This window comes from Enterobacter sp. 04-C-12-SI-ECC (genome assembly GCF_047530715.1).
Lineage (GTDB): Bacteria > Pseudomonadota > Gammaproteobacteria > Enterobacterales > Enterobacteriaceae > Enterobacter > Enterobacter bugandensis.
In genome coordinates, this window is record NZ_JBLKDI010000015.1 from 82063 (window position 1) to 107378 (window position 25316).

22 protein-coding genes are annotated in these 25316 nt (G+C 55.1%); 7 read left to right on the top strand and 15 right to left on the bottom strand.

What is annotated here, in order from left to right:
* Nucleotides 1–2: 2 nt before the first annotated feature.
* Genes pqiA through rlmKL form a run of 3 tightly spaced genes read right to left on the bottom strand, consistent with a single transcriptional unit; the run spans nucleotide 3 to nucleotide 5297 of the window.
* Nucleotides 3–1256, bottom strand: a complete 1254-nt coding sequence (pqiA, locus tag ACMWL8_RS17905; protein WP_045261707.1) for a membrane integrity-associated transporter subunit PqiA — start codon at nucleotides 1254–1256, stop codon at nucleotides 3–5.
* 12 nt (nucleotides 1257–1268) lie between these two features.
* Nucleotides 1269–3176 (bottom strand): ABC transporter ATP-binding protein, encoded by a 1908-nt coding sequence (locus ACMWL8_RS17910; RefSeq protein ID WP_045261708.1) that lies wholly within the window; start codon nucleotides 3174–3176, stop codon nucleotides 1269–1271.
* 12 nt (nucleotides 3177–3188) lie between these two features.
* On the bottom strand, nucleotides 3189–5297 hold the full coding sequence (rlmKL, locus tag ACMWL8_RS17915; protein WP_045261709.1) for a bifunctional 23S rRNA (guanine(2069)-N(7))-methyltransferase RlmK/23S rRNA (guanine(2445)-N(2))-methyltransferase RlmL: 2109 nt from the start codon (nucleotides 5295–5297) through the stop codon (nucleotides 3189–3191).
* Between the two features lie 98 nt (nucleotides 5298–5395).
* Here rlmKL and ACMWL8_RS17920 point away from each other — a divergent pair, with 98 nt between their 5' ends.
* A complete protein-coding gene (locus ACMWL8_RS17920) occupies nucleotides 5396–6505 on the top strand; it encodes a YcbX family protein (RefSeq protein ID WP_045261710.1) in 1110 nt (369 codons plus the stop codon).
* On the opposite strand, the gene zapC is transcribed toward ACMWL8_RS17920, so the two are convergent.
* Together zapC and pyrD are read right to left on the bottom strand one after the other, a co-directional pair.
* Entirely contained in the window at nucleotides 6502–7044 is a 543-nt protein-coding gene (zapC, locus tag ACMWL8_RS17925; RefSeq protein ID WP_028012593.1) for a cell division protein ZapC, read from the bottom strand. The genes ACMWL8_RS17920 and zapC overlap by 4 nt on opposite strands.
* Before the next feature lie 165 nt (nucleotides 7045–7209).
* Complete coding sequence (gene pyrD / locus ACMWL8_RS17930; RefSeq protein ID WP_045261711.1) at nucleotides 7210–8220, bottom strand: quinone-dependent dihydroorotate dehydrogenase; 1011 nt, start codon at nucleotides 8218–8220, stop codon at nucleotides 7210–7212.
* 249 nt (nucleotides 8221–8469) lie between these two features.
* On the opposite strand from pyrD, the gene ssuE reads away from it, so the two are divergent.
* The 5 genes from ssuE to ssuB are packed head-to-tail and all read left to right on the top strand — an operon-like array spanning nucleotide 8470 to nucleotide 12710.
* The gene (gene ssuE, locus ACMWL8_RS17935) at nucleotides 8470–9045 is read left to right on the top strand and encodes an NADPH-dependent FMN reductase (protein ID WP_028012591.1); all 576 of its coding nucleotides are present in this window, start codon (nucleotides 8470–8472) and stop codon (nucleotides 9043–9045) included.
* Nucleotides 9038–10000, top strand: a complete 963-nt coding sequence (locus ACMWL8_RS17940) for a sulfonate ABC transporter substrate-binding protein (RefSeq protein ID WP_028012590.1) — start codon at nucleotides 9038–9040, stop codon at nucleotides 9998–10000. The genes ssuE and ACMWL8_RS17940 overlap by 8 nt, the downstream gene beginning before the upstream one ends.
* Nucleotides 9997–11142, top strand: a complete 1146-nt coding sequence (gene ssuD / locus ACMWL8_RS17945) for an FMNH2-dependent alkanesulfonate monooxygenase (RefSeq protein ID WP_028012589.1) — start codon at nucleotides 9997–9999, stop codon at nucleotides 11140–11142. The genes ACMWL8_RS17940 and ssuD overlap by 4 nt, the downstream gene beginning before the upstream one ends.
* A 9-nt stretch (nucleotides 11143–11151) precedes the next feature.
* Nucleotides 11152–11943 carry an aliphatic sulfonate ABC transporter permease SsuC gene (gene ssuC, locus ACMWL8_RS17950; RefSeq protein ID WP_028012588.1) on the top strand — a complete coding sequence of 264 codons (792 nt, stop codon included), beginning with the start codon at nucleotides 11152–11154 and terminating at the stop codon, nucleotides 11941–11943.
* A complete protein-coding gene (ssuB, locus tag ACMWL8_RS17955; RefSeq protein ID WP_045261712.1) occupies nucleotides 11940–12710 on the top strand; it encodes an aliphatic sulfonates ABC transporter ATP-binding protein in 771 nt (256 codons plus the stop codon). Before ssuC ends, ssuB begins: the two co-directional genes overlap by 4 nt.
* 99 nt (nucleotides 12711–12809) lie before the next feature.
* Here ssuB and pepN read toward each other — a convergent pair whose 3' ends face one another.
* Nucleotides 12810–15422, bottom strand: a complete 2613-nt coding sequence (pepN, locus tag ACMWL8_RS17960; protein WP_045261713.1) for an aminopeptidase N — start codon at nucleotides 15420–15422, stop codon at nucleotides 12810–12812.
* Between the two features lie 424 nt (nucleotides 15423–15846).
* Here pepN and ACMWL8_RS17965 point away from each other — a divergent pair, with 424 nt between their 5' ends.
* Nucleotides 15847–16113, top strand: a complete 267-nt coding sequence (locus ACMWL8_RS17965) for a DinI family protein (RefSeq protein WP_045261714.1) — start codon at nucleotides 15847–15849, stop codon at nucleotides 16111–16113.
* Nucleotides 16114–16208: 95 nt separating this feature from the next.
* Here ACMWL8_RS17965 and ACMWL8_RS17970 read toward each other — a convergent pair whose 3' ends face one another.
* Genes ACMWL8_RS17970 through ACMWL8_RS18010 form a run of 9 tightly spaced genes read right to left on the bottom strand, consistent with a single transcriptional unit; the run spans nucleotide 16209 to nucleotide 25316 of the window.
* Nucleotides 16209–17492 carry a hypothetical protein gene (locus ACMWL8_RS17970; protein WP_045261715.1) on the bottom strand — a complete coding sequence of 428 codons (1284 nt, stop codon included), beginning with the start codon at nucleotides 17490–17492 and terminating at the stop codon, nucleotides 16209–16211.
* A gap of 56 nt (nucleotides 17493–17548) precedes the next feature.
* Nucleotides 17549–18496 carry a DUF6453 family protein gene (locus ACMWL8_RS17975; protein ID WP_045261716.1) on the bottom strand — a complete coding sequence of 316 codons (948 nt, stop codon included), beginning with the start codon at nucleotides 18494–18496 and terminating at the stop codon, nucleotides 17549–17551.
* The gene (locus tag ACMWL8_RS17980) at nucleotides 18496–22080 is read right to left on the bottom strand and encodes a host specificity protein J (protein ID WP_045261717.1); all 3585 of its coding nucleotides are present in this window, start codon (nucleotides 22078–22080) and stop codon (nucleotides 18496–18498) included. The genes ACMWL8_RS17975 and ACMWL8_RS17980 overlap by 1 nt, the downstream gene beginning before the upstream one ends.
* 53 nt (nucleotides 22081–22133) lie before the next feature.
* Complete coding sequence (locus ACMWL8_RS17985) at nucleotides 22134–22733, bottom strand: tail assembly protein (RefSeq protein WP_045261718.1); 600 nt, start codon at nucleotides 22731–22733, stop codon at nucleotides 22134–22136.
* A 56-nt stretch (nucleotides 22734–22789) separates the two neighbouring features.
* Complete coding sequence (locus ACMWL8_RS17990) at nucleotides 22790–23125, bottom strand: hypothetical protein (RefSeq protein ID WP_045261719.1); 336 nt, start codon at nucleotides 23123–23125, stop codon at nucleotides 22790–22792.
* A 6-nt stretch (nucleotides 23126–23131) separates the two neighbouring features.
* Nucleotides 23132–23479: a hypothetical protein gene (locus tag ACMWL8_RS17995; protein WP_045261720.1), complete on the bottom strand. Its 348-nt coding sequence runs from the start codon at nucleotides 23477–23479 to the stop codon at nucleotides 23132–23134.
* 31 nt (nucleotides 23480–23510) lie between these two features.
* Nucleotides 23511–24221: a C40 family peptidase gene (locus ACMWL8_RS18000; protein ID WP_045261721.1), complete on the bottom strand. Its 711-nt coding sequence runs from the start codon at nucleotides 24219–24221 to the stop codon at nucleotides 23511–23513.
* A 1-nt stretch (nucleotide 24222) separates the two neighbouring features.
* On the bottom strand, nucleotides 24223–24981 hold the full coding sequence (locus ACMWL8_RS18005) for a phage minor tail protein L (protein WP_045261722.1): 759 nt from the start codon (nucleotides 24979–24981) through the stop codon (nucleotides 24223–24225).
* A complete protein-coding gene (locus ACMWL8_RS18010) occupies nucleotides 24978–25316 on the bottom strand; it encodes a phage tail protein (protein ID WP_045261723.1) in 339 nt (112 codons plus the stop codon). Before ACMWL8_RS18010 ends, ACMWL8_RS18005 begins: the two co-directional genes overlap by 4 nt.

Genomic DNA, 25316 nt, shown 5'->3' on the forward strand with positions numbered 1-25316 from the left:
TCTTACTCTTCCTCATGGCTTGATTCAGGCTCACGATCCCACGATAAACGAGGGTCGAAGGTCATGGCCGCAAACATGGTCATAATCACCACCAGTGCAAACATTAAAGCCCCCATCGCGGGATAAATACTCATCAAACCGCCCATCCGCACCAGCGCAGAGAGAACGGCAATCACAAACACGTCGATCATTGACCATCGACCGACAAATTCGACCACTTCGTAAATCAGATGCATGCGTTCGCTGTCGCGTTTTCCGTGGCCTTTTGCATCCCAACAGAGCCAGGCAATGGCGATCATTTTTAAAGTGGGCACCATGATACTGGCGATGAAAATCACGCCGGCGACAGGATAGGATCCTTCGCTCCACAGCAGTATGACCCCGGCGAGGATCGTCGAGGGCATTTTATCGCCGAGCAAATCGGTGATCATAATCGGCAGAATATTAGCGGGCAGATACAGCATGACGGACGTGACCAGCAGCGCCATCGTCCACTGCAGGCTATTTTTACGGCGAACATGGCCCTTCGTTTCGCAGCGCGGACAAACCTCAAGATCGGCGGGCAGCACGGCGGTACAGCACGGACAAGAACGGAGCCCCTGGCGGATACCCGGCACGCCGACCTTCACCGTCTGCGCGAGCGTCGGAGCCGGGGCGATATCGTCCCAGGCCCAGCGCCTGTCCACGCACTGGAAAGCACGCAGCTGCAGGACACAGTACAGACACCAGGGAATAAAGCTGCTGCCTATCCCCACGTCGCCGTACGCCATCAGCTTCACGAAACTGACCAGTATCCCTGCGAGAAAGATCTCGGCCATCCCCCAGCTTTTGAGCTGAAAAAGGATGCGCGCGAGCCGGATTTTCAGCGGTGACGGCATCCTGACGCGGTTAACCAGCAGCAGGATGATGACCAGGCAAAACGCCGGGACTATCTGGACGAAGAGCAGAAAAAAGGTGCCGAGGCTGGCGTAATCTTCCGAGAACATCACGCCCGGGATTTCAAGCAGATCCACCTGGCTTGTCATCCCGCCTACCTTCATATAGACGAAGGGGAAGAGATTGGAGAGCAGCAGCATGAACAGTGCTGCCAGCGCGTAAGCGGTGGGACGCTGCCGCGGCGCGTCCCACTCGGTTGTCAACGTCGCGCCACAGCGTGGACACTGGGCTTTATGTCCGTGACCAAGCTCTGGCAACGCCACGAGCATATCGCATTGCGAGCATAATATATGCCTGTCGGCATGGTGCTGGTCACACATATTTAATCCCTGTTATGCGCCGTTTTTCAGAGACTCAAGGTACTCCCAGCGCTCAAATGCTTCTTCCAGGGCTTTTTCAGCCGCGGACATTTCAGCCAGTACTTTCTGAGTATAGTCATGCGATTGGGTAAAGAATGACGCATCCGCAACCTGCGCTTGCAGCTCCTCAAGCGCGCCCTCCAGCTCTTCAAGACGCTGAGGTAGCCCCTCCAGTTCGCGCTGCAGGTTATAGCTTAGTTTAGCCGAGGTTTTCTTGACAGTTTCTGCTTTTGTTACAGCAGGTTCAGAACTTGTTCTGGACTTCGACTGTTTCTGCGCCAGAGACTGCGACTGCTGCCCTTTTGCGTCGTGATAACCGCCCACGTACTGGCCGATTCGCCCTTCACCTTCGAAGATCCAGCACTCGGTCACGGTGTTATCCACGAACTGACGATCGTGGCTAACCAGCATCACGGTTCCCTGATACCCATCGATCAGCTCTTCGAGTAATTCCAGCGTTTCGACATCCAAATCGTTCGTCGGTTCATCGAGGATCAACAGATTACTTGGCTTCAGGAACAGACGGGCCAGCAGAAGACGGTTACGCTCCCCGCCGGACAGCGCGCGCACCGGTGTCATGGCGCGTTTTGGGTGGAACAGGAAGTCCTGCAGGTAGCCCAGCACGTGACGCGGCTTGCCGTTTACCATCACTTCCTGTTTACCTTCGGCGAGGTTGTCCATCACCGTGCGGTCCGGATCCAGCTCCGCGCGGTGCTGGTCGAAGTAGGCCACTTCCAGCTTGGTGCCACAGTGTATGCGACCGCTGTCGGCCTGCAGCTGGCCCAGCATCAGCTTCAGCAGCGTGGTTTTGCCGCAGCCGTTCGGGCCGATGAGCGCAATTTTGTCCCCGCGCTGAACCTGCGCAGAGAAATCTTTCACCAGCACCTTGCCGTCAACCTGGTAGTTAACGTTTTCCATTTCGAAGACAATCTTGCCGGAGCGGGACGCCTCTTCCACCTGCATTTTGGCGCTGCCCATGACTTCGCGGCGCTCGCTGCGCTCGCGACGCATCGCCTTCAGGGCACGCACGCGGCCTTCGTTACGGGTACGGCGGGCTTTGATGCCCTGGCGGATCCAGACCTCCTCCTGCGCCAGCTTGCGGTCGAACTCGGCGTTCTGCAGCTCTTCCACGCGCAGGTTTTCTTCTTTCTCCAGCAGATAGGTGTCGTAATCGCCGGGATAGGTGACCAGCTTGCCGCGGTCGAGGTCGACAATGCGCGTCGCCATATTGCGAATAAACGAACGGTCGTGCGAGATAAAGATGATGGTGCCGCTGAAGGTTTTCAGGAAACCTTCCAGCCAGTCAATTGCTTCGATATCCAGGTGGTTGGTTGGTTCGTCCAGCAGCAGTACCTTAGGGCCGCTGACCAGCGCGCGCCCCAGCGCCGCTTTACGCAGCCAGCCGCCGGAGAGCGCCGACAGCTCCATGTCGGGTTCCAGCCCGAGCTGCGCCAGCACCTCGTTAATGCGGTTTTCCAGCTGCCACAAACCGTGGTGATCGAGCATCTCCTGCACTTTCGCCAGTTCGTTGAGATTCTTGTCGCTCGGGTCGGTCATCACCAGATGCGAAATCTCGTGATAGCGCTTCAGGTACTCCGCCTGCTCGGAGATGCCTTCCGCCACGAAATCGTACACGCTGCCGGTCACATGACGCGGCGGATCCTGCTGGAGGCGGGAGACGATCAGATCCTGCTCGTATACGATGCGCCCGTCATCCAGCCCCTGCTCGCGGTTGAGGATTTTCATCAGCGTGGATTTACCCGCGCCGTTACGGCCCACCAGACAGACGCGCTCGTTATCTTCGATATGCAGTTCCGCATTATCGAGAAGCGGTGAGTCGCTGAAAGAGAGCCACGCGCCGTGCATACTAATTAATGACATTTATTTTTCCTTTCAGACCGCGGTAATCAACCAGCAGTTATGAATTTGACGGTTACGGGCGAAGTCCTGAGACAGCGTTTTTTGACTGATTTCTTGTGCTTTCAGTCCCAGGGCTGCCAGGCCGTCATGATCCATACGGAAGCCGCGTTTGTTATTCGAGAACATAATGGTGCCGCCTTTGCGCAGCAGGCGCTTCAGGTCGGTCATCAGGCGCAGGTGATCGCGTTGAACGTCAAAGCTATCCTCCATGCGCTTGGAGTTAGAGAAGGTCGGCGGATCGATAAAGATCAGGTCGAACTGCTCGTCGGTATCGCGCAGCCAGCCCAGCACGTCGGCCTGCATCAGGCGATGCTGACGCCCGGTTAAGCCGTTCAGACGCAGGTTACGCTCGGCCCACTCGAGATAAGTGCGGGACATATCCACCGTGGTAGTGCTGCGCGCGCCGCCGAGACCGGCATGCACGCTGGCGCTCCCGGTGTAGGAGAAGAGATTCAGGAAGTCCTTGCCCTTGCTCATCTGGCCGAGCATGCGGCGGGCGATGCGGTGGTCGAGGAACAGGCCGGTATCAAGGTAGTCGGTCAGGTTGACCCACAGGCGCGCGTTGTATTCGCCCACTTCGATAAAGTCACCCTTCTCGCCCATCTTCTGGTACTGGTTTTTACCTTTCTGACGCTCGCGGGTTTTCAGCACCAGCTTGTTCGGCGCAATCCCCAGCACGGCAATGGTGGCCGCAATGACGTCCAGCATGCGCTGGCGCGCTTTTTGCGCATCGATGGTTTTCGGCGGAGCATATTCCTGAATCACCACCCAGTCCGCATAGCGGTCAACCGCCACGTTGTACTCCGGCAGGTCGGCATCGTACAGGCGATAGCACTCGATCCCTTCCTGCTTCGCCCATTTTTCAAATTTCTTCAGGTTTTTGCGCAGGCGGTTGGCGTAATCCTCTGCCACGCCGGTTGGCTTGCTGTCCGCCGTTTTCTCTGCCAGATGGTAGTTTTTCTGCACGCAGTCCAGCGGGCCGTTCTTCGCTTTAAACTGGCGATCGGCACGCAGCTGCAGGCAGCTCAGCAGCTCCGGCGAGGCGCTGAACAGAGACAGGTTCCAGCCGCCGAAGTAGTCCTTCATATTGCGGCCCAGCAGGCTGTGCAGGGCAATCAGCGCAGGCTCGCTGTCCAGACGCTCGCCGTATGGCGGGTTGCTGATTACGGTCCCGTACGGGCCCTTCGGCAGCGGGTTGGTCAGGTTCGCCACGTCTTTCACCTCGAAGGTGACCAGCTCGCCGATACCGGCGCGACGGGCGTTGCTGCGCGCGCGTTCAATTACGCGCGGGTCGCTATCCGAACCGTAGAAGTGAGAGGTATACTCCGCCAGGCCCTTACGCGCGCGGGTCTGCGCGTCGTCTTTAACCTCTTTCCAGAGCGCTTCGTCGTGCTGCGCCCAGCCTTTGAAGCCCCAGTGGCCGCGGTGCAGCCCCGGCGCACGGTCGGTTGCCAGCATTGCGGCCTCAATCAGCAGCGTACCGGAGCCACACATTGGGTCAAGCAGCGGCGTGCCCGGCTGCCAGCCGGAGCGCATCACGGTGGCGGCGGCCAGGGTTTCTTTGATCGGCGCCATACCGGTGCGATCGCGGTAGCCGCGCAGGTGCAGACCCGCGCCGCTCAGATCGAGGGAGATGCTCGCCGTGTCGCCGTTCAGCCAGACGTTGATACGCAGGTCCGGGTTTTCGCGATCGACGTTCGGACGTTCCTTATTTTTACGCGTGAAGCAGTCCACAATGGCGTCTTTTACGCGCAGGGCGCCGTACTGGCTGTTGCGGATCTCGTCGTTCACGCCGTTGAAATGCACCGCGAAGGTGGCGTTAGGCGTGAAGATCTCTGTCCAGTCGATCATCTGTACGCCGGTGTAGAGATCCAGGTCGCTATAGACCTTGCATTCTTTCATCGGCAGCATGATGCGCGACGCCAGACGGCTCCACATCAGGCTCTGGTAAATAAGCCGCGTGTCGCCCTCAAAATGGACACCACCCTGAACCACCTGGCACTCTTGCGCGCCCAGGGCTTCCAGTTCAGTTTTTAACAGCTCTTCCAGCCCACGGGCCGTACTGGCAAACAGAGAATTCATATCGTCACTTTTACTCTTAGAAAATTGTCGCGCATTATAGCTAATATGGCGTGTATGTCATAAAGTTGAAGGCTTATTTTCATTCGAGGGAGTGTGCAGTGGCGACGTTATCCAGGCTTTTTATTCATCCGGTGAAATCCATGCGCGGCATCGGCGTCACTCACGCGCTGGCAGACATGAGCGGGTTCGCCTTCGATCGTATTTTTATGGTCACCGAGCCTGACGGTACGTTTATCACCGCACGCCAGTTCCCTCAGATGGTTCGCTTTACCCCTTCCCCGCTTCACGACGGTTTGCATCTGACCGCACCGGACGGTTCCAGCGCGGTGATTCGCTTTGCGGATTTTGCGGCTGTCGACGCGCCAACGGAAGTATGGGGCAACCATTTCACCGCGCGCATCGCCCCGGATGAAATTAACCGCTGGCTGAGCGGCTTCTTCTCCCGCGACGTGCAGCTGCGGTGGGTTGGGCCGGAACTGACGCGTCGCGTAAAGCGCCACGACGCCGTTCCCCTCTCCTTCGCGGATGGCTTCCCGTTCCTGCTCACCAACGAAGCGTCTCTACGTGATTTACAGAATCGCTGTAAAGCCAGCGTACAGATGGAACAGTTCCGCCCGAATCTGGTCGTGACCGGAGCGGACGCCTGGGATGAAGATACCTGGAAAGTCATCCGCATCGGCAGCGTCATCTTTGATGTCGTCAAACCCTGCAGCCGCTGCATTTTCACCACGGTAAGCCCTGAGAAAGGCCAGAAGCATCCTTCTGGCGAGCCGCTGAAAACGCTGCAATCGTTCCGTACCGCGCAGGACAACGGCGATGTCGATTTCGGCCAGAACCTGATCCCGCGCTCCAGCGGCGCAATCCGCGTAGGCGATGAGGTTGAAATTCTCGCCCGCGGGCCGGCGCGAGTGTACGGCTCAGGCCAGGAAGAAGAAATGGTCGAGGTTGAGACGAATGTCGCCACTGCGGTAGATATTCACTGGCAGGGCAAGGTTATTCGTGGCAACAATCAGCAGGTTTTACTGGAGCAGCTGGAGCAAGCCGGTATTCGCGTACCGTATTCCTGCCGCGCGGGAATTTGCGGATGCTGCCGCATCAAGCTGCTGGAGGGAGAAGTGAGTGCGCTGAAAAAATCTGCAATTGGAAATGACGGCACAATCCTGTGCTGTAGCTGCGTACCGAAAACGTCGGTACAACTGGAAGCTTAAACCGCTTGTTCGAGGCTGAAGGCATCGACGCGCAGCTGTGGCTTCAACCTGTCATTCATGACTTTGATCGCATCACCTAACTGCATTACGCGCCCGGCAATCGTCACGCCGGGCTGCGCCAGCAGACAGAGTGCGGCATTTTCGCCCGGCTCAACCACTAACAAACTCACCTCTTCGGCGGTATCGCTCAGGTTAACGCTGGCCGCATCGCCCGTTGCTGGCGTCCAGTCCATGCCGTGAGGCAGGAAATGCCAGCTTTTCGGCATTTGCGGTTTCAGGAAACGGATAGCCACCAGCGCATTTAATACCAGTTCGGCACGCTGCTCTTTAGAGAGCATCAGGTCGCGGCATTTTTCTTCAAAGGAGAAATAAAGCGCCGCATCGTCAACGCAAAAGCCCGATGGAGAAAACGCGTCCGGGGTTAACATTCGGCGGGCAAAACGAGAACGAAACAACATGCCATTGGCTAAATCGAGCATCATACGGTCATGCTCGTCGCAAAAATACCAGCGCCAGTTATCGTCAGGTTTAATTCGCATGTGTCTCTCCCGTCCCCAAACGTCCTGTACTAAAAATGTCCTGTTCGCCGCTTCGTTTATAACACTAGTAATAAAAGACGATAATGTCTAAATAAGCAACAGTGACGGAATATAAAACAACCAGGGCTGGAAATAAAGCCCTGGTTGTCTGATTAAGAAAAAAGATCAGATATGCGTAACGATTTCTTTAATCAAAGGCGGGCCTTTAAAAATAAAGCCGGAATAGATTTGCACCAGTGACGCACCGGCCGCCATCTTCTCGCGCGCAGCAATCACCGAGTCGATACCGCCGACGCCAATAATCGGTAAACGGCCTTTTAATTCCGCAGACAGCGCGCGAATAATTTCGGTGCTTTTTAATTGTACCGGACGGCCACTTAACCCACCCGCTTCGTCACAGTTTTTCATTCCCTGAACGAGCGAACGATCGAGCGTGGTATTCGTTGCAATCACCCCGTCAATATTATGGCGAACCAAACTGTCGGCAACCTGGATCAATTCTTCGACAGAAAGATCCGGCGCGATCTTCACCGCGACCGGAACATATTTATGGTGGATTGCCTGGAGTTCATTTTGTTTATTTTTAATGGCACTCAGAAGATCGTCCAGCGCTTCGCCATATTGTAAGGAGCGCAGCCCCGGGGTATTGGGTGAGGAAATATTCACCGCGATATACCCGGCATAGGCGTAGACTTTTTCCATACAAATCAGATAGTCATCTTTACCCTGCTCAACCGGCGTATCTTTATTTTTGCCAATATTGATGCCTAACACCCCATCAAAATGGGCTTTCTTCACGTTCTCTACCAGATGATCAACGCCGAGGTTATTAAAGCCCATGCGGTTGATCAACCCTTCGGCTTCGACCAGGCGGAACAGGCGCGGCTTGTCATTTCCCGGCTGCGGGCGCGGCGTGACGGTACCAATTTCGATGGAGCCAAAGCCCATCGCGCCCAGGGCATCAATGCACTCGCCATTTTTGTCCAGACCGGCCGCCAGACCCAGCGGATTTTTAAAGGTCAGCCCCATGCACTGCACAGGCTTTTCCGGCACGTTTTGACGCACCAGGGCCGCCAGCGGCGTTCCTGTAATACGACGTAATTGCTGGAATGTAAATTCATGAGCGCGCTCGGGGTCGAGCTGGAAAAGGGCTTTACGAACGAAGGGGTAGTACATGAACTCTCCTGGATTCCCGGTGTGCAAACCGGGAGGGGATTATGGGCGATCCCGTCACGAAAGGGAATTGACCTGCGGCAAAAAAATCGGCGTAAAACGCAATCGTTTACCTCCCACTCTCTTTCTTATGCAGTTTTTCGCAGTTTAATTGCGGATAAATCATTTAGTGGAATAACCGCGCGGTGTCACACTCCTGAAAATTGTTATGAATGTTAGACAAAAGCAAACAATTAGTTATAAGGAGGAAGTATGCGCGTCATTACCCTGGCCGGAAGTCCACGATTCCCTTCGCGTTCCAGCGCCCTGCTGGAATATGCCCGCGACAAGCTCAATGCCCTGGACGTGGAAGTGTGCCACTGGAATCTGCATAACTTCGAACCTGAAGATTTGCTGTATGCCCGCTTCGACAGCCCCGCGCTGAAAACCCTCACTGAGCAGCTCAAGGAAGCGGACGGCCTCATCGTTGCGACCCCGATTTATAAAGCCTCTTTTTCGGGCGCGCTGAAAACGCTGCTCGATCTTCTCCCCGAGCGCGCACTGGACGGCAAAGTGGTTCTGCCGCTGGCAACGGGCGGCACGGTGGCCCATTTACTGGCGGTGGATTACGCCCTGAAGCCGGTGCTAAACGCCCTGAAGGCGCAGGAGATCCTTCACGGCGTTTTCGCGGATGATTCGCAGGTCATTGACTACCAGCATAAGCCGCACTTCACGCCGAATCTGCAAACGCGCCTTGATGCCTCGCTGGAAACTTTCTGGCACGCGCTGCATCGCCGGGATATCCAGGTTCCTTCTTTTAATCCGCCGCAGGGAGTCGCACATGTTTAAAACCTTAACCCGCCTCGGACTGGCTGGCCTGATGGCGTTTACCGCGCTGGCACATGCCGCAGAAACCGCACCGGACAGTTTACGGATTGGCTACCAAAAAGGCAGCGTCAGTATGGTGCTGGCAAAAAGCCACCAGCTGCTGGAAAAACGCTTCCCGGACACCAAATTCTCATGGGTGGAGTTCCCGGCAGGGCCGCAGATGCTTGAAGCCCTGAACGTCGGCAGTATCGATCTGGGCAGTACGGGCGACATCCCGCCTATTTTCGCTCAGGCTGCCGGGGCAGACCTGGTATACGTCGGTGTAGAACCCGCTAAGCCGAAAGCCGAAGTCATCCTGGTACCTGAAAACAGTGACATTAAAAGCGTCTCCGACCTTAAAGGGCGTAAGGTCGCTTTCCAGAAAGGTTCCAGCTCGCACAACCTGCTGCTGCGCGCCTTACAGGAAGCCGGGCTCAAGTTCACCGACATTCAGCCCGTTTACCTGACGCCCGCCGACGCGCGCGCCGCGTTCCAGCAGAAGAACGTTGATGCCTGGGCTATCTGGGATCCGTACTACTCTGCGGCATTACTGCAGGGTGGCGTACGGGTGCTGAAAGACGGTACCACGCTGAAGCAAACCGGTTCGTTCTACCTCGCCTCACGCCCTTACGCCGAAAAAAACGGCGCGTTTATTCAGGGCGTACTGGATACCTTTACGCAGGCAGATGCCCTGACCCAGAGCCAGCGTCAGGCGAGCATCGCCCTGCTGGCAAAAACCATGGGCTTACCTGAGCCGGTGATCGCGAGCTACCTCAGCCACCGTCCGCCCACCACCATTGCGCCTGTCGACGCGCACGTCGCCGCGCTTCAGCAACAGACTGCTGACCTCTTCTATCAAAACCGCCTGGTACCAAAACAGGTCGATATTCGCGAACGCATCTGGCAGCCCGCTGGCAAAGAAGGAGCTAAATCATGAGTCTGAATCTTTTCTGGTTTTTACCCACCCACGGTGATGGACACTATCTTGGTACAGAAGAGGGCTCGCGCCCGGTTGACCATGGCTATCTTCAGCAGATTGCCCAGGCGGCGGACCGAATCGGTTTTACCGGCGTGCTGATCCCGACCGGACGCTCGTGCGAGGATGCCTGGCTGGTGGCCGCGTCGATGATCCCGGTCACCCAGCGCCTTAAATTCCTGGTTGCATTGCGTCCGAGCGTCGTTTCACCCACCGTGGCGGCGCGTCAGGCAGCAACGCTTGACAGGCTCTCCAACGGCCGCGCTCTGTTTAACCTGGTGACGGGCAGCGATCCGCAGGAACTGGCGGGTGACGGCGTGTTCCTCGACCATACCGAGCGCTATGAGGCCTCCGCGGAATTTACCCGCGTCTGGCGACGCCTGCTGGAAGGCGAAACCGTCACCTTTGAAGGTAAGCATATTCACGTTCGCGACGCGAAGCTCTACTTCCCGCCGGTGCAGCAGCCGCGCCCTCCGCTCTATTTTGGCGGATCGTCGGATGTGGCCCAGGATCTGGCCGCCGAGCAGGTCGATCTCTATCTGACCTGGGGCGAGCCGCCCGAGCTGGTGAAAGAGAAAATTGCCCAGGTCCGCGCCAAAGCCGCCGCCCATGGCCGCAAGGTGCGCTTCGGGATTCGCCTGCACGTGATTGTGCGCGAAACCAATGAAGAAGCCTGGCAGGCGGCAGACCGTCTGATCTCCCATCTGGACGATGAGACCATTGCGAAGGCGCAGGCTGCGTTTGCCAAAACCGACTCCGTCGGGCAGCACCGCATGGCCTCTCTGCACAACGGCAAGCGCGAGAATCTGGAAATCAGCCCGAACCTGTGGGCGGGCGTGGGTCTGGTACGCGGCGGCGCGGGCACGGCGCTGGTCGGCGACGGGCCAACCGTGGCTGCACGTATTAATGAATACGCTGACCTGGGCATCGACAGCTTTATTCTCTCCGGCTATCCGCACCTGGAAGAGGCCTACAGGGTGGGCGAGCTGTTATTCCCGCATCTGGACGTCGCCGTTCCGGAAATTCCGCAGCCGCAGCGGCTCCAGCTGCAAGGCGAAGCCGTGGCAAACGAGTTTATTCCGCGCAAAGCCGCACAGAGCTAAGGAGTGACCATGTCTGCCACCTCACAAAAATGGCTGCTGCGCGCCGCCCCGTGGTTTTTGCCCGTCGGCATCGTGGCGCTCTGGCAGCTCGCGTCGACCACCGGCTGGCTGTCGAGCCGCATTTTGCCCTCTCCAGAGGGCGTTATCGAAGCGTTCTGGTCGCTGAGCGTCAGCGGAGAGCTGTGGCAACATCTGGCGATCAGCTCCTGGCGCGCGGTGATTGGGTTTTCCATCGGCGGCAGCATCGGTCTGGTGCTGGGTCTGATCAGCGGCCTTTCACGCTGGGGGGAAAGGCTGCTGGATACCTCCATCCAGATGCTGCGCAACGTGCCGCATCTGGCGCTGATCCCGCTGGTCATTTTGTGGTTTGGGATCGATGAGAGCGCCAAAATCTTTCTCGTGGCGCTGGGCACGCTGTTCCCGATATACATCAACACCTGGCACGGCATCCGCAATATCGATCGCGGTCTGGTGGAGATGGCGCGCAGCTACGGCTTATCGGGTTTTTCCCTCTTTGCTCACGTGATTCTGCCGGGCGCCCTGCCCTCCATTATGGTCGGGGTGCGCTTTGCGCTCGGCCTGATGTGGCTGACGCTGATTGTAGCGGAGACTATCTCAGCCAACTCCGGTATTGGCTACCTGGCGATGAACGCCCGCGAATTCCTGCAAACGGACGTGGTGGTGGTCGCCATCATTCTGTATGCACTGCTCGGCAAACTCGCCGACGTCAGCGCACAGTGGCTGGAGCGCAGCTGGCTGCGCTGGAACCCGGCCTATACCCTTCAGGAGGCGAAAGCATGAATACCGCACGACTAAATCAGGGCACGCCGCTGCTGCTGAACGGCGTAACCAAACGCTACGGTGAAAACACCATCCTTAACGGGCTGGATCTGCACATTCCCGCCGGCCAGTTTGTGGCTGTAGTCGGGCGCAGCGGCGGCGGAAAAAGCACGCTCCTGCGTCTTTTAGCCGGGCTGGAGGCCCCCAACGGAGGAGAGATTCTGGCAGGAACCACGCCGCTGGCCAATATTCAGGACGATACGCGCATGATGTTTCAGGATGCGCGCCTGCTGCCGTGGAAAACGGTGATTGATAACGTCGGGCTGGGGCTCAAAGGCAACTGGCGGGATGAAGCCCGTCAGGCGCTGGCCGCCGTCGGGCTGGAAAACCGTGCAGGTGAATGGCCTGCGGCGCTGTCGGGCGGCCAGAAGCAGCGCGTGGCGCTGGCGCGAGCGTTGATTCACCGTCCCGGCCTGCTGCTGCTTGATGAGCCGCTCGGCGCTCTTGATGCCCTGACGCGGATAGAAATGCAGGATCTGATTGAATCCCTCTGGCAGGCGCACGGCTTTACGGTACTGCTGGTGACGCATGACGTGAGCGAAGCCGTGGCGATGGCAGACAGGGTGCTGTTAATAGAAGAAGGTAAAATTGGTCTGGATCTGACGGTGGACATCCCGCGTCCTCGCCGCGTGGGATCGGCCAGACTGGCGGAGCTGGAAGCCGAAGTGCTGGATCGGGTGATGAAACGTGGGGAAGCGGAGATTCAGCGGATAAAGGCCAATGCCTGATGCCCTCACCCCGGCCCTCTCCCACAGGGAGAGGGAGAAAACCGATGCCCCGCGCCCCCACGTAGGCCCGGTAAGCGTAGCGCCACCGGGCTTTTTACATCAGGCCAGCGCCTTAGCAATCTTCTCGTACAGATCGCCAGACAGATTTTCCAGCCCTTTCAGCTGCTCAAGCGCGGCGCGCATCTTCGCCTGGCGCTGCGCATCATAGCGTTTCAGGCGGATCAGCGGCTCAATCAGACGTGATGCAACCTGCGGGTTACGGCTGTTCAGCTCGGTCAGCATTTCCACCATAAACTGGTATCCGCTGCCGTCTTCGGCGTGGAACGCGGCCGGGTTACTGCTGGCAAATGCGCCAATCAGCGAGCGAACGCGGTTCGGGTTGCTCATGGTGAACGAACGGTGCTTCAGCAGGCTGCGAACCTTACTAAGCGCATCGGCCGCCGGGCTGGTCGCCTGCAGAATAAACCACTTGTCCATCACCAGGCCATCCTGGTGCCACTTGTCGTCATACTCCTGCATCAGCGCATCGCGGCACGGCAGTTCAGCGGCAACGCTTGCTGCCAGGGCCGCGAGCGCATCAGTCATGTTATCCGCTTCGTGATACTGCTTGCTCACCAGCGTGTTCGCCAGTTCGGCCTCACCAAACGCAAGATAGCGCAGGCAGGTATTGCGCAGGGTACGCTTGCCGATATCCGCATGCTCCACGCGATACGCGTCAAGCTTGTTAGCGTTGTAGAGCGCCAGGAATTCATCCGCCAGTTCGGTCGCCAGCGTGCGGGTCAGCGCTTCGCGCACCGCCACGATGGCAATCGGGTCGATGATGTCGAACAGCTCCGCAATTTCAGTCGCGGACGGCAGCGTCAGAATTTCAGCCGCCAGCGCCGGGTCAATCTTCTCGTCCAGCAGGATAGCGCGGAACGCGTCTGCCACATGCACCGGCAGCGTCAGCGGCTGGCCCTGCTGGTAGCGGTTCACGTTAAGCTTGATGTAGGTTGCCAGCAGGCTCTGCGCCGCGTCCCAGCGGGAGAAATCGTTGCGGGCGTGACGCATCAGGAACGTCAGCTGCTGGTCGCTCCACTTGTACTCCAGCTTCACCGGCGCGGAGAACTCGCACAGCAGCGCAGGCACCGGCTGGAAGTAGACGTTATCGAAGATAAAGGTCTGCTCTGCCTGGGTCACGTTCAGCACGTGGTGCACCGGGTGGCCGCCCTTCTGCAGCGGGATGACGTTGCCTTCGTTGTCGTACAGCTCAATGCTGAACGGAATGTGCAGCGGATATTTTTCTTCCTGCTCGGCAGTTGGCGGCGTGCGCTGGCTGATGGTCAGAGTGTACTGCTCGGTTTCCGGGTTGTAGTCGTCCTTAACGGTGACAATCGGGGTCCCGGCCTGGCTGTACCAGCGGCGGAAGTGAGAAAGATCAACGTTGGACGCGTCTTCCATCGCCTGCACGAAGTCGTCGCAGGTAGCCGCGCTGCCGTCGTGACGTTCGAAGTAAAGCTGCATCCCTTTCTGGAAATTCTCTTCACCCAGCAGGGTGTGGATCATGCGGATAATTTCAGCGCCCTTCTCGTACACCGTCAGGGTGTAAAAGTTATTCATCTCAATGACTTTATCCGGACGGATCGGGTGCGCCATTGGGCTGGCATCTTCCGCAAACTGCAGGCCGCGCATGGTGCGCACGTTGTTGATGCGGTTGACCGCCCGCGAGCCCAGATCGGAGCTGAACTCCTGATCGCGGAAGACGGTTAGCCCCTCTTTCAGGCTCAGCTGGAACCAGTCGCGGCAGGTGACGCGGTTACCGGTCCAGTTATGGAAATACTCGTGGCCGATAACGCGTTCGATATCGAGGTAGTCTTTATCGGTAGCGGTATCGGTACGCGCCAGCACGTACTTGGAGTTAAAGATGTTAAGGCCTTTATTCTCCATCGCGCCCATGTTGAAGAAGTCGACGGCGACGATCATATAGATGTCGAGATCGTATTCAAGGCCGAAACGCTCTTCATCCCACTTCATGGAGTTAATGAGTGAAGTCATCGCCCACGGCGCGCGATCAAGGTTGCCGCGGTCAACGAACAGCTCCAGCGCCACTTCGCGGCCAGAGCGGGTTTTGAAGGTATCGCGCAGCACGTCGAAATCACCCGCCACCAGCGCAAACAGGTAGCACGGTTTCGGGAACGGATCCTGCCACTGCACCCAGTGACGGCCATTTTCCAGATCGCCCTCACCCACGCGGTTACCGTTGGAGAGCAGGAACGGATAGAGGGTTTTATCGGCAATGATTTTGGTGGTAAAGCGCGCCAGCACGTCCGGGCGGTCCAGGTACCAGGTAATGTGGCGGAAACCTTCGGCTTCACACTGGGTACAGAGCGCCACGCCTGACTGGTAAAGCCCTTCCAGCGCCGTGTTGGCGGCAGGGCTGATTTCATTCACGATGCGCAGCGTAAAGCGTTCCGGCAGGTTGTCGATGACCAGCTGGTTGCCTTCTTCTTTATAATCTGACCAGGCTTCATCGTTAATGTGCAGGGAGACCAGCGTCAGGTCTTCGCCATCCAGACGCAGCGGTACGGCAGTCGCGCTGTGGCGCGTCACCTGGCTTACCGCCGTCACAACGGTTTTTGTGGCATCCAGGTCAAAAGTCAGGTCGATATCGCTAATCAGGTATTCCGGCGCACGGTAGTCGTGGCGGTATTTGGCTTGTGGCTGTTGTGTCATAGAAAACCTTATGCATCGTTTGTCGAGTAACGTTTCAATATATTCCTGTTGCGTAAAACGCGCTATGCAGAATGTTCATCTTTTCAGGCTTAAACACCTTTTTCGCTACATTTGTATAATATGAACTCATAGTTTTTAAAATCGATAAAGATCGTCCAGGAGCGCTTTAAACAAGGGATGAGAGAGATCGAGATAAAGGTTGATTAACGAACTTTAACGAACTTCACAGACCACTTTTGCCCCATCCATGCCCCACAGATAATTTTAGCCAACCTCAGGCAGCATCGGCCCTACACGCCAAAAAGGCAGCATGCTCACCCGCAGTAAATTTCCCAAAATTTAAAAACAAATGGTTGATGCCTTGACAGACAAAACTGCCAAAGCAAAAATACTGTATATTAAAACAGTGGTTAGCGGAGCACGTATGTTCGTAGAACTGATTTATGACAAGCGTAATGTTGAGGGGCTCGAAGGGGCCAGAGAGATCATTCTGGCCGAGCTGACGAAGCGAGTTCACCAGATTTTCCCTGCCGCCGAAGTGAAAGTGAAGCCTATGCAGGCGAACGGCCTGAATAGCGATGCCAGCAAAAGCGATCGGGAAAAACTGAACCGCATGCTGGAGGAAATGTTCGAAGAATCCGATATGTGGTTGGTTTCAGAATTCCCTACTGTTCGCCAGGTTGGCCTATAAAACTTATTCGGGTAATATTCACAGCGTTTGCTCGGGCATGAACACTGAGCAATCAACCGCCGCTCATTCTTACACAAAATGGGCGGCGGTTTTTTTTACGAGCCCTGCTCCTGCTTTAAAGCCTCTTCCGTTTGTTTCTGATTCCAGATGCTGTCAACTGGCATTTCTACACGAACGCTGACGAACTGGTGAGCCGGGATGTCAACCGGCTCGCCATCTGCCAATCCATCACGCTCATTCCTGGCAAATGCTGGCGCAGAAGAATGTTCGCGGTGATAGGTTTTCACCAGCACAGAACCATCCGCGCTAACCTCATAATCCAGCCATATAAGTGGTTGCTTATTCCTGTCTGTGGGGATTTCAAATCCTCCGTCGATACCGCCCCAGGCAGCGTCTGAATTGAGTGCTTTACAGCCTTCAATAAGATATTGCCCGACATCCAGACGAGTCACCGTGACGCCTTCTGATTCGTCGTTAGTTTCATACTTACCATCAGTGAAGATTTTGACGACCGGGGATGCCTGCTTTATAAAGCCATTGCTATCCACGACTGTGTTTTTATCATCGTATAATATCCTGCTGTGATTCCATCCAGTTGCTGATGCACCACCAAAAATACGAACTTTGCCAGATGACTGAAAAGGCATTGAAAAAAGGCTATACGTATCGCCTGTCCGGGCAAATATTGTCGGTGAATAGTTCCATATATTCCATGGCTCTGGTATCTGTGCATTATTTCGAAGAACTGTAAGCCCATATCCTGTCAATCCAGCAAGAAGATCATCCTGGCTCGTTGTGTTGAATATTAATGCCCCATCCGGACGACCAAGCCCAAACATGCCGGGCTGCATGACATTGTCGCTCGTTGTTCCTGTGTTTTTTGTTGCAGAGCTTCCCAAACCGAGGTTTGTGCGAGCGTCTGCGGCATTTGTTGCGGCGGTTCCGCCGTCTGCGACAGCAAGCGCACCGTTGCTACCTTTCTGTGCCAGCTTACCGATGCCAGGGATGGTTACGGAGGCGCCGTTGATGGTTACGGTGATGCTCTGATTGGCTGAGGTGGTGGCGAACGTCTCCCACGCACCAATGTTCTCGTCATAATCTTTGATGAGCTGTGACATCGCCTGTGCCAGGCCATCAACTGAGATAATGTCCGACACAAGAATTCCATACTTCTGGCCACTCAGCGCCGGGGAAGCGGCAGGCGTAACCGTCATTGACGTGGCGCTGTTCACGGATGAAATCTGAAACAGTTGCACCGGGTTAGACATCACGATAATCGTCTGGCCAGCGCGAACCTGGCTGACGGGTGCTGTCCAGTTTGTCCCGGTCCCGGTGGCGGTATTTCCGTTAATGGCGATGGTGCCAGTGTTATAAAGCATATTTTCTCCAGGCAATAAAAAACCCCGCCATGGCGGGGCTTGTTAGTGGGGTTGTATCAGTACATAGCGGGGATGATGGGAATACTCATTCCGGTATATCTCTCGCCGGTCACAGAATACTTGTCGGTCCATCGGGAACGGACACGGCCATTTCCACCTTTTACCGAGTTCCCGCTCATAACCAGCCCCTTAGAACGCATGTTGCACCACCCGCTGGCAACTGAAGAGTTGAAACCATAGGAACCAAGCGCAATCATGCTGTTGCCAATATCGACCCAGCTATTACCCGGTGAATAAAACTGATTGCGAAATATAAATGGACGGCGGGTGGTAGAAAAAGTGCACTGACCAGCAGCGTTGATGAAATTTAATCCTCTCCCAGGTACAGGAGCCTGAACCGCAAAAATCGCAATATCGACATTCACAGAACGGGCAATATCGTCATAGCCCGTATAATCCTGCCGGGAGTAAATATTATTACCATCACATTCAAGCGTAGCTGCGCTGTCATTCCAGCGGGCAAAAACGAGCCCTTTGGCCGGAAGTGCGTAAGTACCATTTACATTGACCGTTCCACTATAAACACAGGAAGCAACGCGGCTGACATCAGTGATCGCAATAAAGTCTGTCGAATCCTCAATGAGCAATCCACGGTTTCCACTCTGCCCTGCGGGTAAAATCTGCCAGACTGTGCCGGGAAATGTTTTATCTTTCCCCCAGCCATCTGATGACCAGACACTTTGAGTCAGGGTTCCGTTGCCGTTATTGGTTATCCCATCGAGAACCATAATCGTTGTTATAAGATTCGGAGAGCGAGTCACATTCACAACCGAGTTTGATGGAATGAAAAAAGGAGTCGCTCCGGCAACATAGCCCTGAACAGTCATGGTCTGCTGGCCCCATGCCTCCACAGCCTCCCCACCATAAGAAGGACATTTCATTCCGGCAGTGATGGTCATTGCCGGACGCCCGTCATTCAAATCAATATAAAGCCCCCTGGCCATCAAAATTCCCCCAGAACAATACGCCCACCGTTCGACAAATTGACAGTTACACCGTTGTTATTGATCGTGACTCCTCCTGTTGAGTTGGTAAATCCAAACTGCCCATTTTGAGCGTAAACCCCGCCACGAACCGTCACATTATTGAAAACGGCATAACCAGATTTGTTGATGTGCCAGCCGACGTTCCCGGTTCCGTCCCATGTCGTGGACTGGATGTAATCGCCGATCATCGCGTTCTGAATCCACCCATTACCGATGAATGCCTGATTGATAAAGGTCTGCCCGTTCTGGATCACAAAAGGCAGCGTAACTGTACCGCCTGCCTGAGTAGTGACGGCAAAACGGTCAGCCAGGAAGATAACCTGCGACTGCATGCCGGAGGGTGTATTTTGAACGCCAATACCCATACCGGCAGCGTAATACTGCCCGTTACTGGTTACGCCCACCTTGATGTTGTACATCGCACTTAGGTTACCGTTTACATCTGCAATAGCCTGTGCGTTGACGTTTATCGCTGCGCTGTTTTCGCCTGATTTAACAGTCAGAGTGTTGATTTTTGTTGCCGAAGCCTGGGTGAAATCAGCAAGAGTTTCTGTCAGGTCCGTTGAGTTAGAGATATTGCCACCAGCTTCTGCATCCAGTGTGACCAGCGCGCGTGCGACCGCCTGGCTGGCATCGGCAATCGTAGTATCCACTCTGTCTATACTGGCGCTATTCCCGGCATTCGTGGCGGTTTGAGAACGGCGGGAAGTCACCTGCGCCAGTCCGTTTTGGATTATGGCGATAGCCGAGTTTTTCACTCCTCCTGTCATGCCGTCCATAGAAACACTGATGCTGTCTATTCGCTGGCCCAATGCGGTATCAGCCGTCGCCACGGTCTGCTCAAGCTCCGATAGAGATGACGACACGTCACCAACAGTGCTGGAAAGTTCATTAACGCTGGTCTGAACCTGCCCGATGTCCTGCGCATTTTTTGCGATTTCCTGCGCCTGCAGCTCAAGGTTGTCGGCGTTCTGCTTGATGTCGTCAGCCATGCCAGCTATTTTTTCATTGCTGTCCACCGCGTTCTCGATCAGATCTTTGAAGGTATCAGAGTCTTTAATCTCCTCCAGGATCACGTCTGTGATGTCGGAAACATCGATGCTGGCCTGTCCCCGCACCCATTCTGTGTAACCTGATTCATTGCCGCTGCGGTCCACCAGCTGCGCGCGGTACCAGAAAATCTGCCCAGCCTTAAGGCCCATCTGCTGATATTTGCGCTGCGGGTAAGGCACATCGGCCAGCAGAATCGCATCGTCTTCGGTCCCGGTGAGGCTGTACTGAATTTCCGTCTTCAGCGTGTCGTCGGTATTCGCCGGGAATCCCCAATTCAGCTCGATACCGAATACCACGTTTTCAGAAGCGATGAAGCCAACCGGCTTCGGTGGATTGCCCACTTTACCCGTCAGCGTTTTCTCATCTGAATAGCCCCATCCGGATGAAATTTCTGCGGCATTGATTGCGCGCACGCGCACCAGGTAGCGCCCGGCATAAATCCCCGGGACGTCGAACGACGTGGTGGAGCTGCGCGGCACGTTAACCCAGTTCCCGTCGTTGCGGCGCCATTGCGCTTCATAGGCGATAGCGTTCTGGGCTTGGTCCCAGCTCACGCGCATCGTTTCGACGCTGATATTTTGCTGCACCACGGAAAACGAGCTGATCACGATGTTAGCAGGCGGCGACTGGTTACCCGGAGGGATCACACTCACCGGCCGCTGATCGATGATGGCTCCGGTATCGATGCGGGCATATTTATCCGGGTCGTGCCATGCGCCAGTAATCGAGAAAGTGCCATCATCCTTTTCGGAAACGCTGACAACACGATACTGCTGCGCGTAGAGCTCGTCAGATTCAACCACCCAAACAGCTTCGACCTGTGGCGTCTCACTGTATGCCGTGGTGACTGTGACTGATTCCCCGTTTACGGCCTGAATGGTCCTGCTCTGCGACACTCCGGATGGTAAGTTGAGAATAAGGCGATCACCTGCTGCTGCATCTGCCACGCGGTCAAGTTTGATAACCCGACCGTTAACGGCGCTGATGCGGCCGCCCATAACCTTTCCGGAAAGCAGCTCGTCTGCCACGGCTATGATGTACCCCGGCTGCGGAATGTTTCCGTCCAGCCCGACATCAAACGAAACAACGCGATCCTTGTTGTTGGTGAGGATACCCCAGCGCCCCTTTCGGTTCGCTTCTGACTGCCTGGTGCAGCCGATGGCTGTCATTTCCAGCTGATTGAAGCCGTATCGCGCCACCAGCGCCTGCTCAAAAACCGGCTCCATCGCGTCGGCATAAGCGTTACCCGGGTCTGACCATGAAACCAGCGCTGTGGTGTAGCGGCTTTTAGTGGTGCTGCTCGAATATGTGAAGCGACCGCCAACAACGTTAGCGCGCGTGTAGCTGTAATCAACATCGCGCGGCATGTCAGCCAGGGCCACAATCTGATCCCCGCCCCAGTAGGTCATGCCACGGAAGATAGCGGCAAAATCACGCAGGACTGTGTAGGCGTCGTTCCGGTCCTGAATGTACACGTTGCAGGTATAACGTGGTTCGGTACCGTTGCCCCCTTTGCCGTCTGGTACCATCTGATCACAATACTGAGCAACCTGATAAAGCGTCCATTTATCAATATTCGCAGCGCTCAAACGGTGCCCGAGGCCGAAACGGTCAGAAACAACCAGGTCGTAAAAAATCCACGCAGGGTTATCCGTCCATGCCCACTTAAACGCACCGGTCCATGTACCGCTATAAGTGCGAGTTTCAGGGTCGTATGTATCTGGAACGCGGATAACGCGACCGCGCGGTTCGCATGAAATTTGAGGAATAGAGCCGTTGAACTGGCTTGAGTCGAATTCGATGTAGAGCAGCGCGGTGTTCGGGTAACGTAGTTTGGCGTCAATCACCTCGGTGAAGCTCTGCAGCGTCATCGTGTCGCCGATCTTCGCGCTGTTGGCATCAGAGGTAATCTTACGCAGACGTATTGTCCAGGTGCTGCCAGCCTGCGGTAAATCGATACGGTGGCTGCGCTCATAACCAGACGTCGTTTTGCCGGTCACGCTGGTATTAAGTACCGTCTGCCATGTGCCGCCGTCCGTCTGCAGGTCAATCGCATAATTGACCGAGTAACCCACCAGATCGCCGTCGTCTTCCTGTTTGAAAAGCGAGGGCCATTTCAGACGCAGGCGAACTGCTGAAAGCTGCGTATTGGTAAAGGTGCGCGTCCATGCTGTAGCGCTTGATACCTCAGTTCCTACGCTGATTTCGTTTTCGGTACCGGGAATACCCTGAATATATTTTTGCGCCTGCGTTCCCGCGCGAAACTCCCACGTCACGCCGCTAAAGTTTTGGGAACCGTCGGCATTCTCCAACGCCGTTCCGTCCAGGTAGATATCTTTGCCGGTTAGCTGCCCTGCAAACTCCCCTTCCCCAAGCGCAACGAGGATTTTGGCCTTCGCTACAGATTGCAGATCATCAGGCTGTTCGGTAGGGGTTCGGGAACTGGAACTGCCGCCCTTGCGGCCCTTCAACACTTTTTCTGTAGCCATATTGCGCCCATAAAAAAAGCCACCCGAAGGTGGCCTGAAAAAAGGTTAGTTATCTACTGCTGATCTTCGACATAAATTCCGGCAGAAATAATCGCTCCGCCTATCCGCCGGCGGCCATAAAGGAGCGGTACCGGGTAGCCTTGCGCCGCGGTGTTTGTTACACCACCGAATGCGTATGATGCACGGTTGTCAGCGCTTTGTTTGCTGGCCAGACCTGCAGGTTGAGGAGATAGCATTTGGACAACGCCTCCCAGCATCATGGCTGCACCGAATTTCGCAGCCCCGTACCCCACCGCTGATAGAGTGCCACCTGAGAAATAGCCAATGGCTACCCCAACAACGACGAGCACGGCGCCAAGAATTGTCTGTAATACACCGGCTTTTTTACTTCCGATTACAACCGGTACAATTCGAATAACCTCACCGGTTACCGGAAAACCAAAATCATCCTTTCCGATATTTTTCTTATCTTTGAAAACGGCGTAAGTCAGGCCCCTAGCTTTGCTGGTGATCAGGAATTTCTCCAGCCCATTTATAGTTTTCGTAAGAGAGTTGATGGCCTCAGCGGTTGTGCGTATTAATCGATGGTGAACCTTTCCGTAGGTTTTACCCAAAACACCGCCGAGTTCAATTCGGGTCATGACCTCTGGCATTTTCATTCTCCATACAAAAAAGCCACCCGAAGGTGGCTTGGATTATTTATGTTTTTTCAAAGACATGATCTGGCGGCCGTAGCCCAGTGGTCGTTCCAACCTTTCGCGACGGCATAAACCTTTATATCGCTTCCGCCTGTCGCTGATTTATCGATATTCACTACTGAAAGAGCACCGAATATATCGTCAGATGCTGTGATTTTGTATCCTGACTCAGTGGGTATGCTGGAGCTTGAAGATCGTAGTTCCACCCATTTAGGAGCAAGGCAACGGTTAACTTCATCAACAGTTTTTGTTGAATGCTCTGATAGAATAGGTTTTTGTTCTTCCAGTGAGGAAACAGAACACCCCATCAGCAGGAAGACAAAAATTGGGAGGATAATCTTTTTCATCGCACATCAGTCCTTTTGACAGATTGACTCATATGAATCAATTTTCTTTTGGTCTTGGTCATTAATAATGATGATTGGTCCATGATCATTGACCTTTCCATCTTTGACCTCAATCCGTACATAGTATGGTTTTTTACCCGTATATGCGCCGTATGAATTTTTAGCATTCACATAACCGCAAACATATCCACTATTTTCTCCGAAATCACGGAAAAATGATTCAAACTTAGCGCTATCCGGATCTTTGAGGGTGTCTTTAACTAAGGATTCCCCCATGTCAATAAAATCCTTTTCCGAAGGTGAGCAACCAACAATAATCAGGCTACACGCCAATATCGAAAGAAATTTCCTCATATCCCTAACCCCTTTTTTGTTTTACAAAAGGTTAGCACAGGTCCTTATATCGTAGAACCTTCATCGTCCTTTCCTGCCAGTAGCCACCATACGGCACGCGCTGGCTCAGATGTCCGTACAGGTGGTGCAGCAGCATATTTCCCTCCAGTAGAATTCCCGCGTGATTCCACTTATCGGCCTGGACCTGCATGATCACCATATCACCGGGTTTCGGTGGTCCGTCGAATTCACGGAATCCGCACTCATACCAGCAATCATGATAGAAGTTGTCCGGATAGTCGTTTTCCCACCAGGGATAATCCACCCGGTAATCGTGGAGCTCGATACCATGCGTTTGCCGGAAATAGCTCATTACCAGCCCCCAGCAGTCGAAGTGTCCAAGCACAAACGGACGCTCCAGCAGCGGCAGTTCTCCGCGCGGCTGGATGGTGCGTAAATCCCCCTCCGGCCAGCTCACAATATGCCAGGGTAAAAGCGTTGCGTCGCATTGCGCTTTATCCAGTTCGCTCGGTTGCGTTGTGGCGTCAGGGTGACTGTGAACGATGGCGATCACCGTTCCCCAGTCCTCAGCAGCTGTGTAGTCTTCGGGGCAAAGGACAAAATTGTCCTCCGGCGCCGCAGCAAGATTCCGGCACGGGAAATAACGTTCAACGCGGCTTTTCTGCGCCACCACGCCGCAACACTCATGAGGATATTCAGCTGCAGCATGCGCCATAATCGCATCGATGGTTTTCTGACGCATATCAACTCCTGATCAAAGACGTGCCCGGGAAGCCACCAAACGAGAGTTCGTCATTTTCGCCGAATCGGAGTTTGCAGGCCGTCAGCGTGCCGTTGCATTCATCCAGCGACGGATCGCTTACCGGGTTGTTGTTTTTGTCGAAATAGCGGGTGCCGGCATAGTCGCAGCCGTCGCCGGTACGATATTTATTCCGGATGCACCAGGTACACAGGGAATGAAGCTGTCGCGTCGGGATCATTTGCCCCTGCAGATCCATCGGGCTGGACAGAGCAAATTCAACGGTTTCACCGGCAAGCTCGCCCGTTTTCCCGTCGATATACCAGACCTGCAGCTTTTCCTGAGTCGGGTCTGCTGTGGGGTTGCCGTCTGCGAAATTTCTGGCATCGAGATATTTCTCTTTTGTGTCGTGAATAGTGACTTTCGCCTGCAGCAGATCGTCATACGCAAGACACAGGGCTGAAATGGAGCTTTCGATGTTCGCAACCGTCAGGGATGGCGTTGCATTGCTCCCACTGGTTGATTTCTCTAGACCTTCCAGTTGATATGGCCAGGCGGCATATTCATTTCCCTGCCACCAGATTGGTTTCGCCGGAAGCTTGGACTCATCCCCACCAGCGGCGATGATTTCCGCTTCTGTGTGGGGAATGCTGTAATTGTGAAAGCGGAGAACGTCCGTTAGCCCAAAGGAAGAACCGTCCACCTCAATCAGACGAACATCGTTTCCGGATTCCAGCTTCTGATAATCTGCGTTTAAGCTCATGGTTTAAATGCCTGGATGAATGTTGCTTCAAGGTTGAATTTCCCCGCGCCAAGCCCGGTGGGTTTATACGTTTCGCAACGATACAAACCCAAAGGTTCGAGCGGTGGCTTCCATTGAAAGGCTTTCGTTCCTTCATGCCTGTCGAGAAAAGATTTAATGGCAGAAATGTAGGTTTCGTTGCCAGTGAAGTTGAGCGTCCATTGCTGGGATCTGGTGTTCAATCCATCTCCTGAAACCTGCTCATATCCATCGCCAAACTGGGCTTTTCTGACGCGGAAACTTGTATCAGCCTCCGCGTTAATCCGTGGGCACCAGGTGAAAGTTTCAATGGCCAT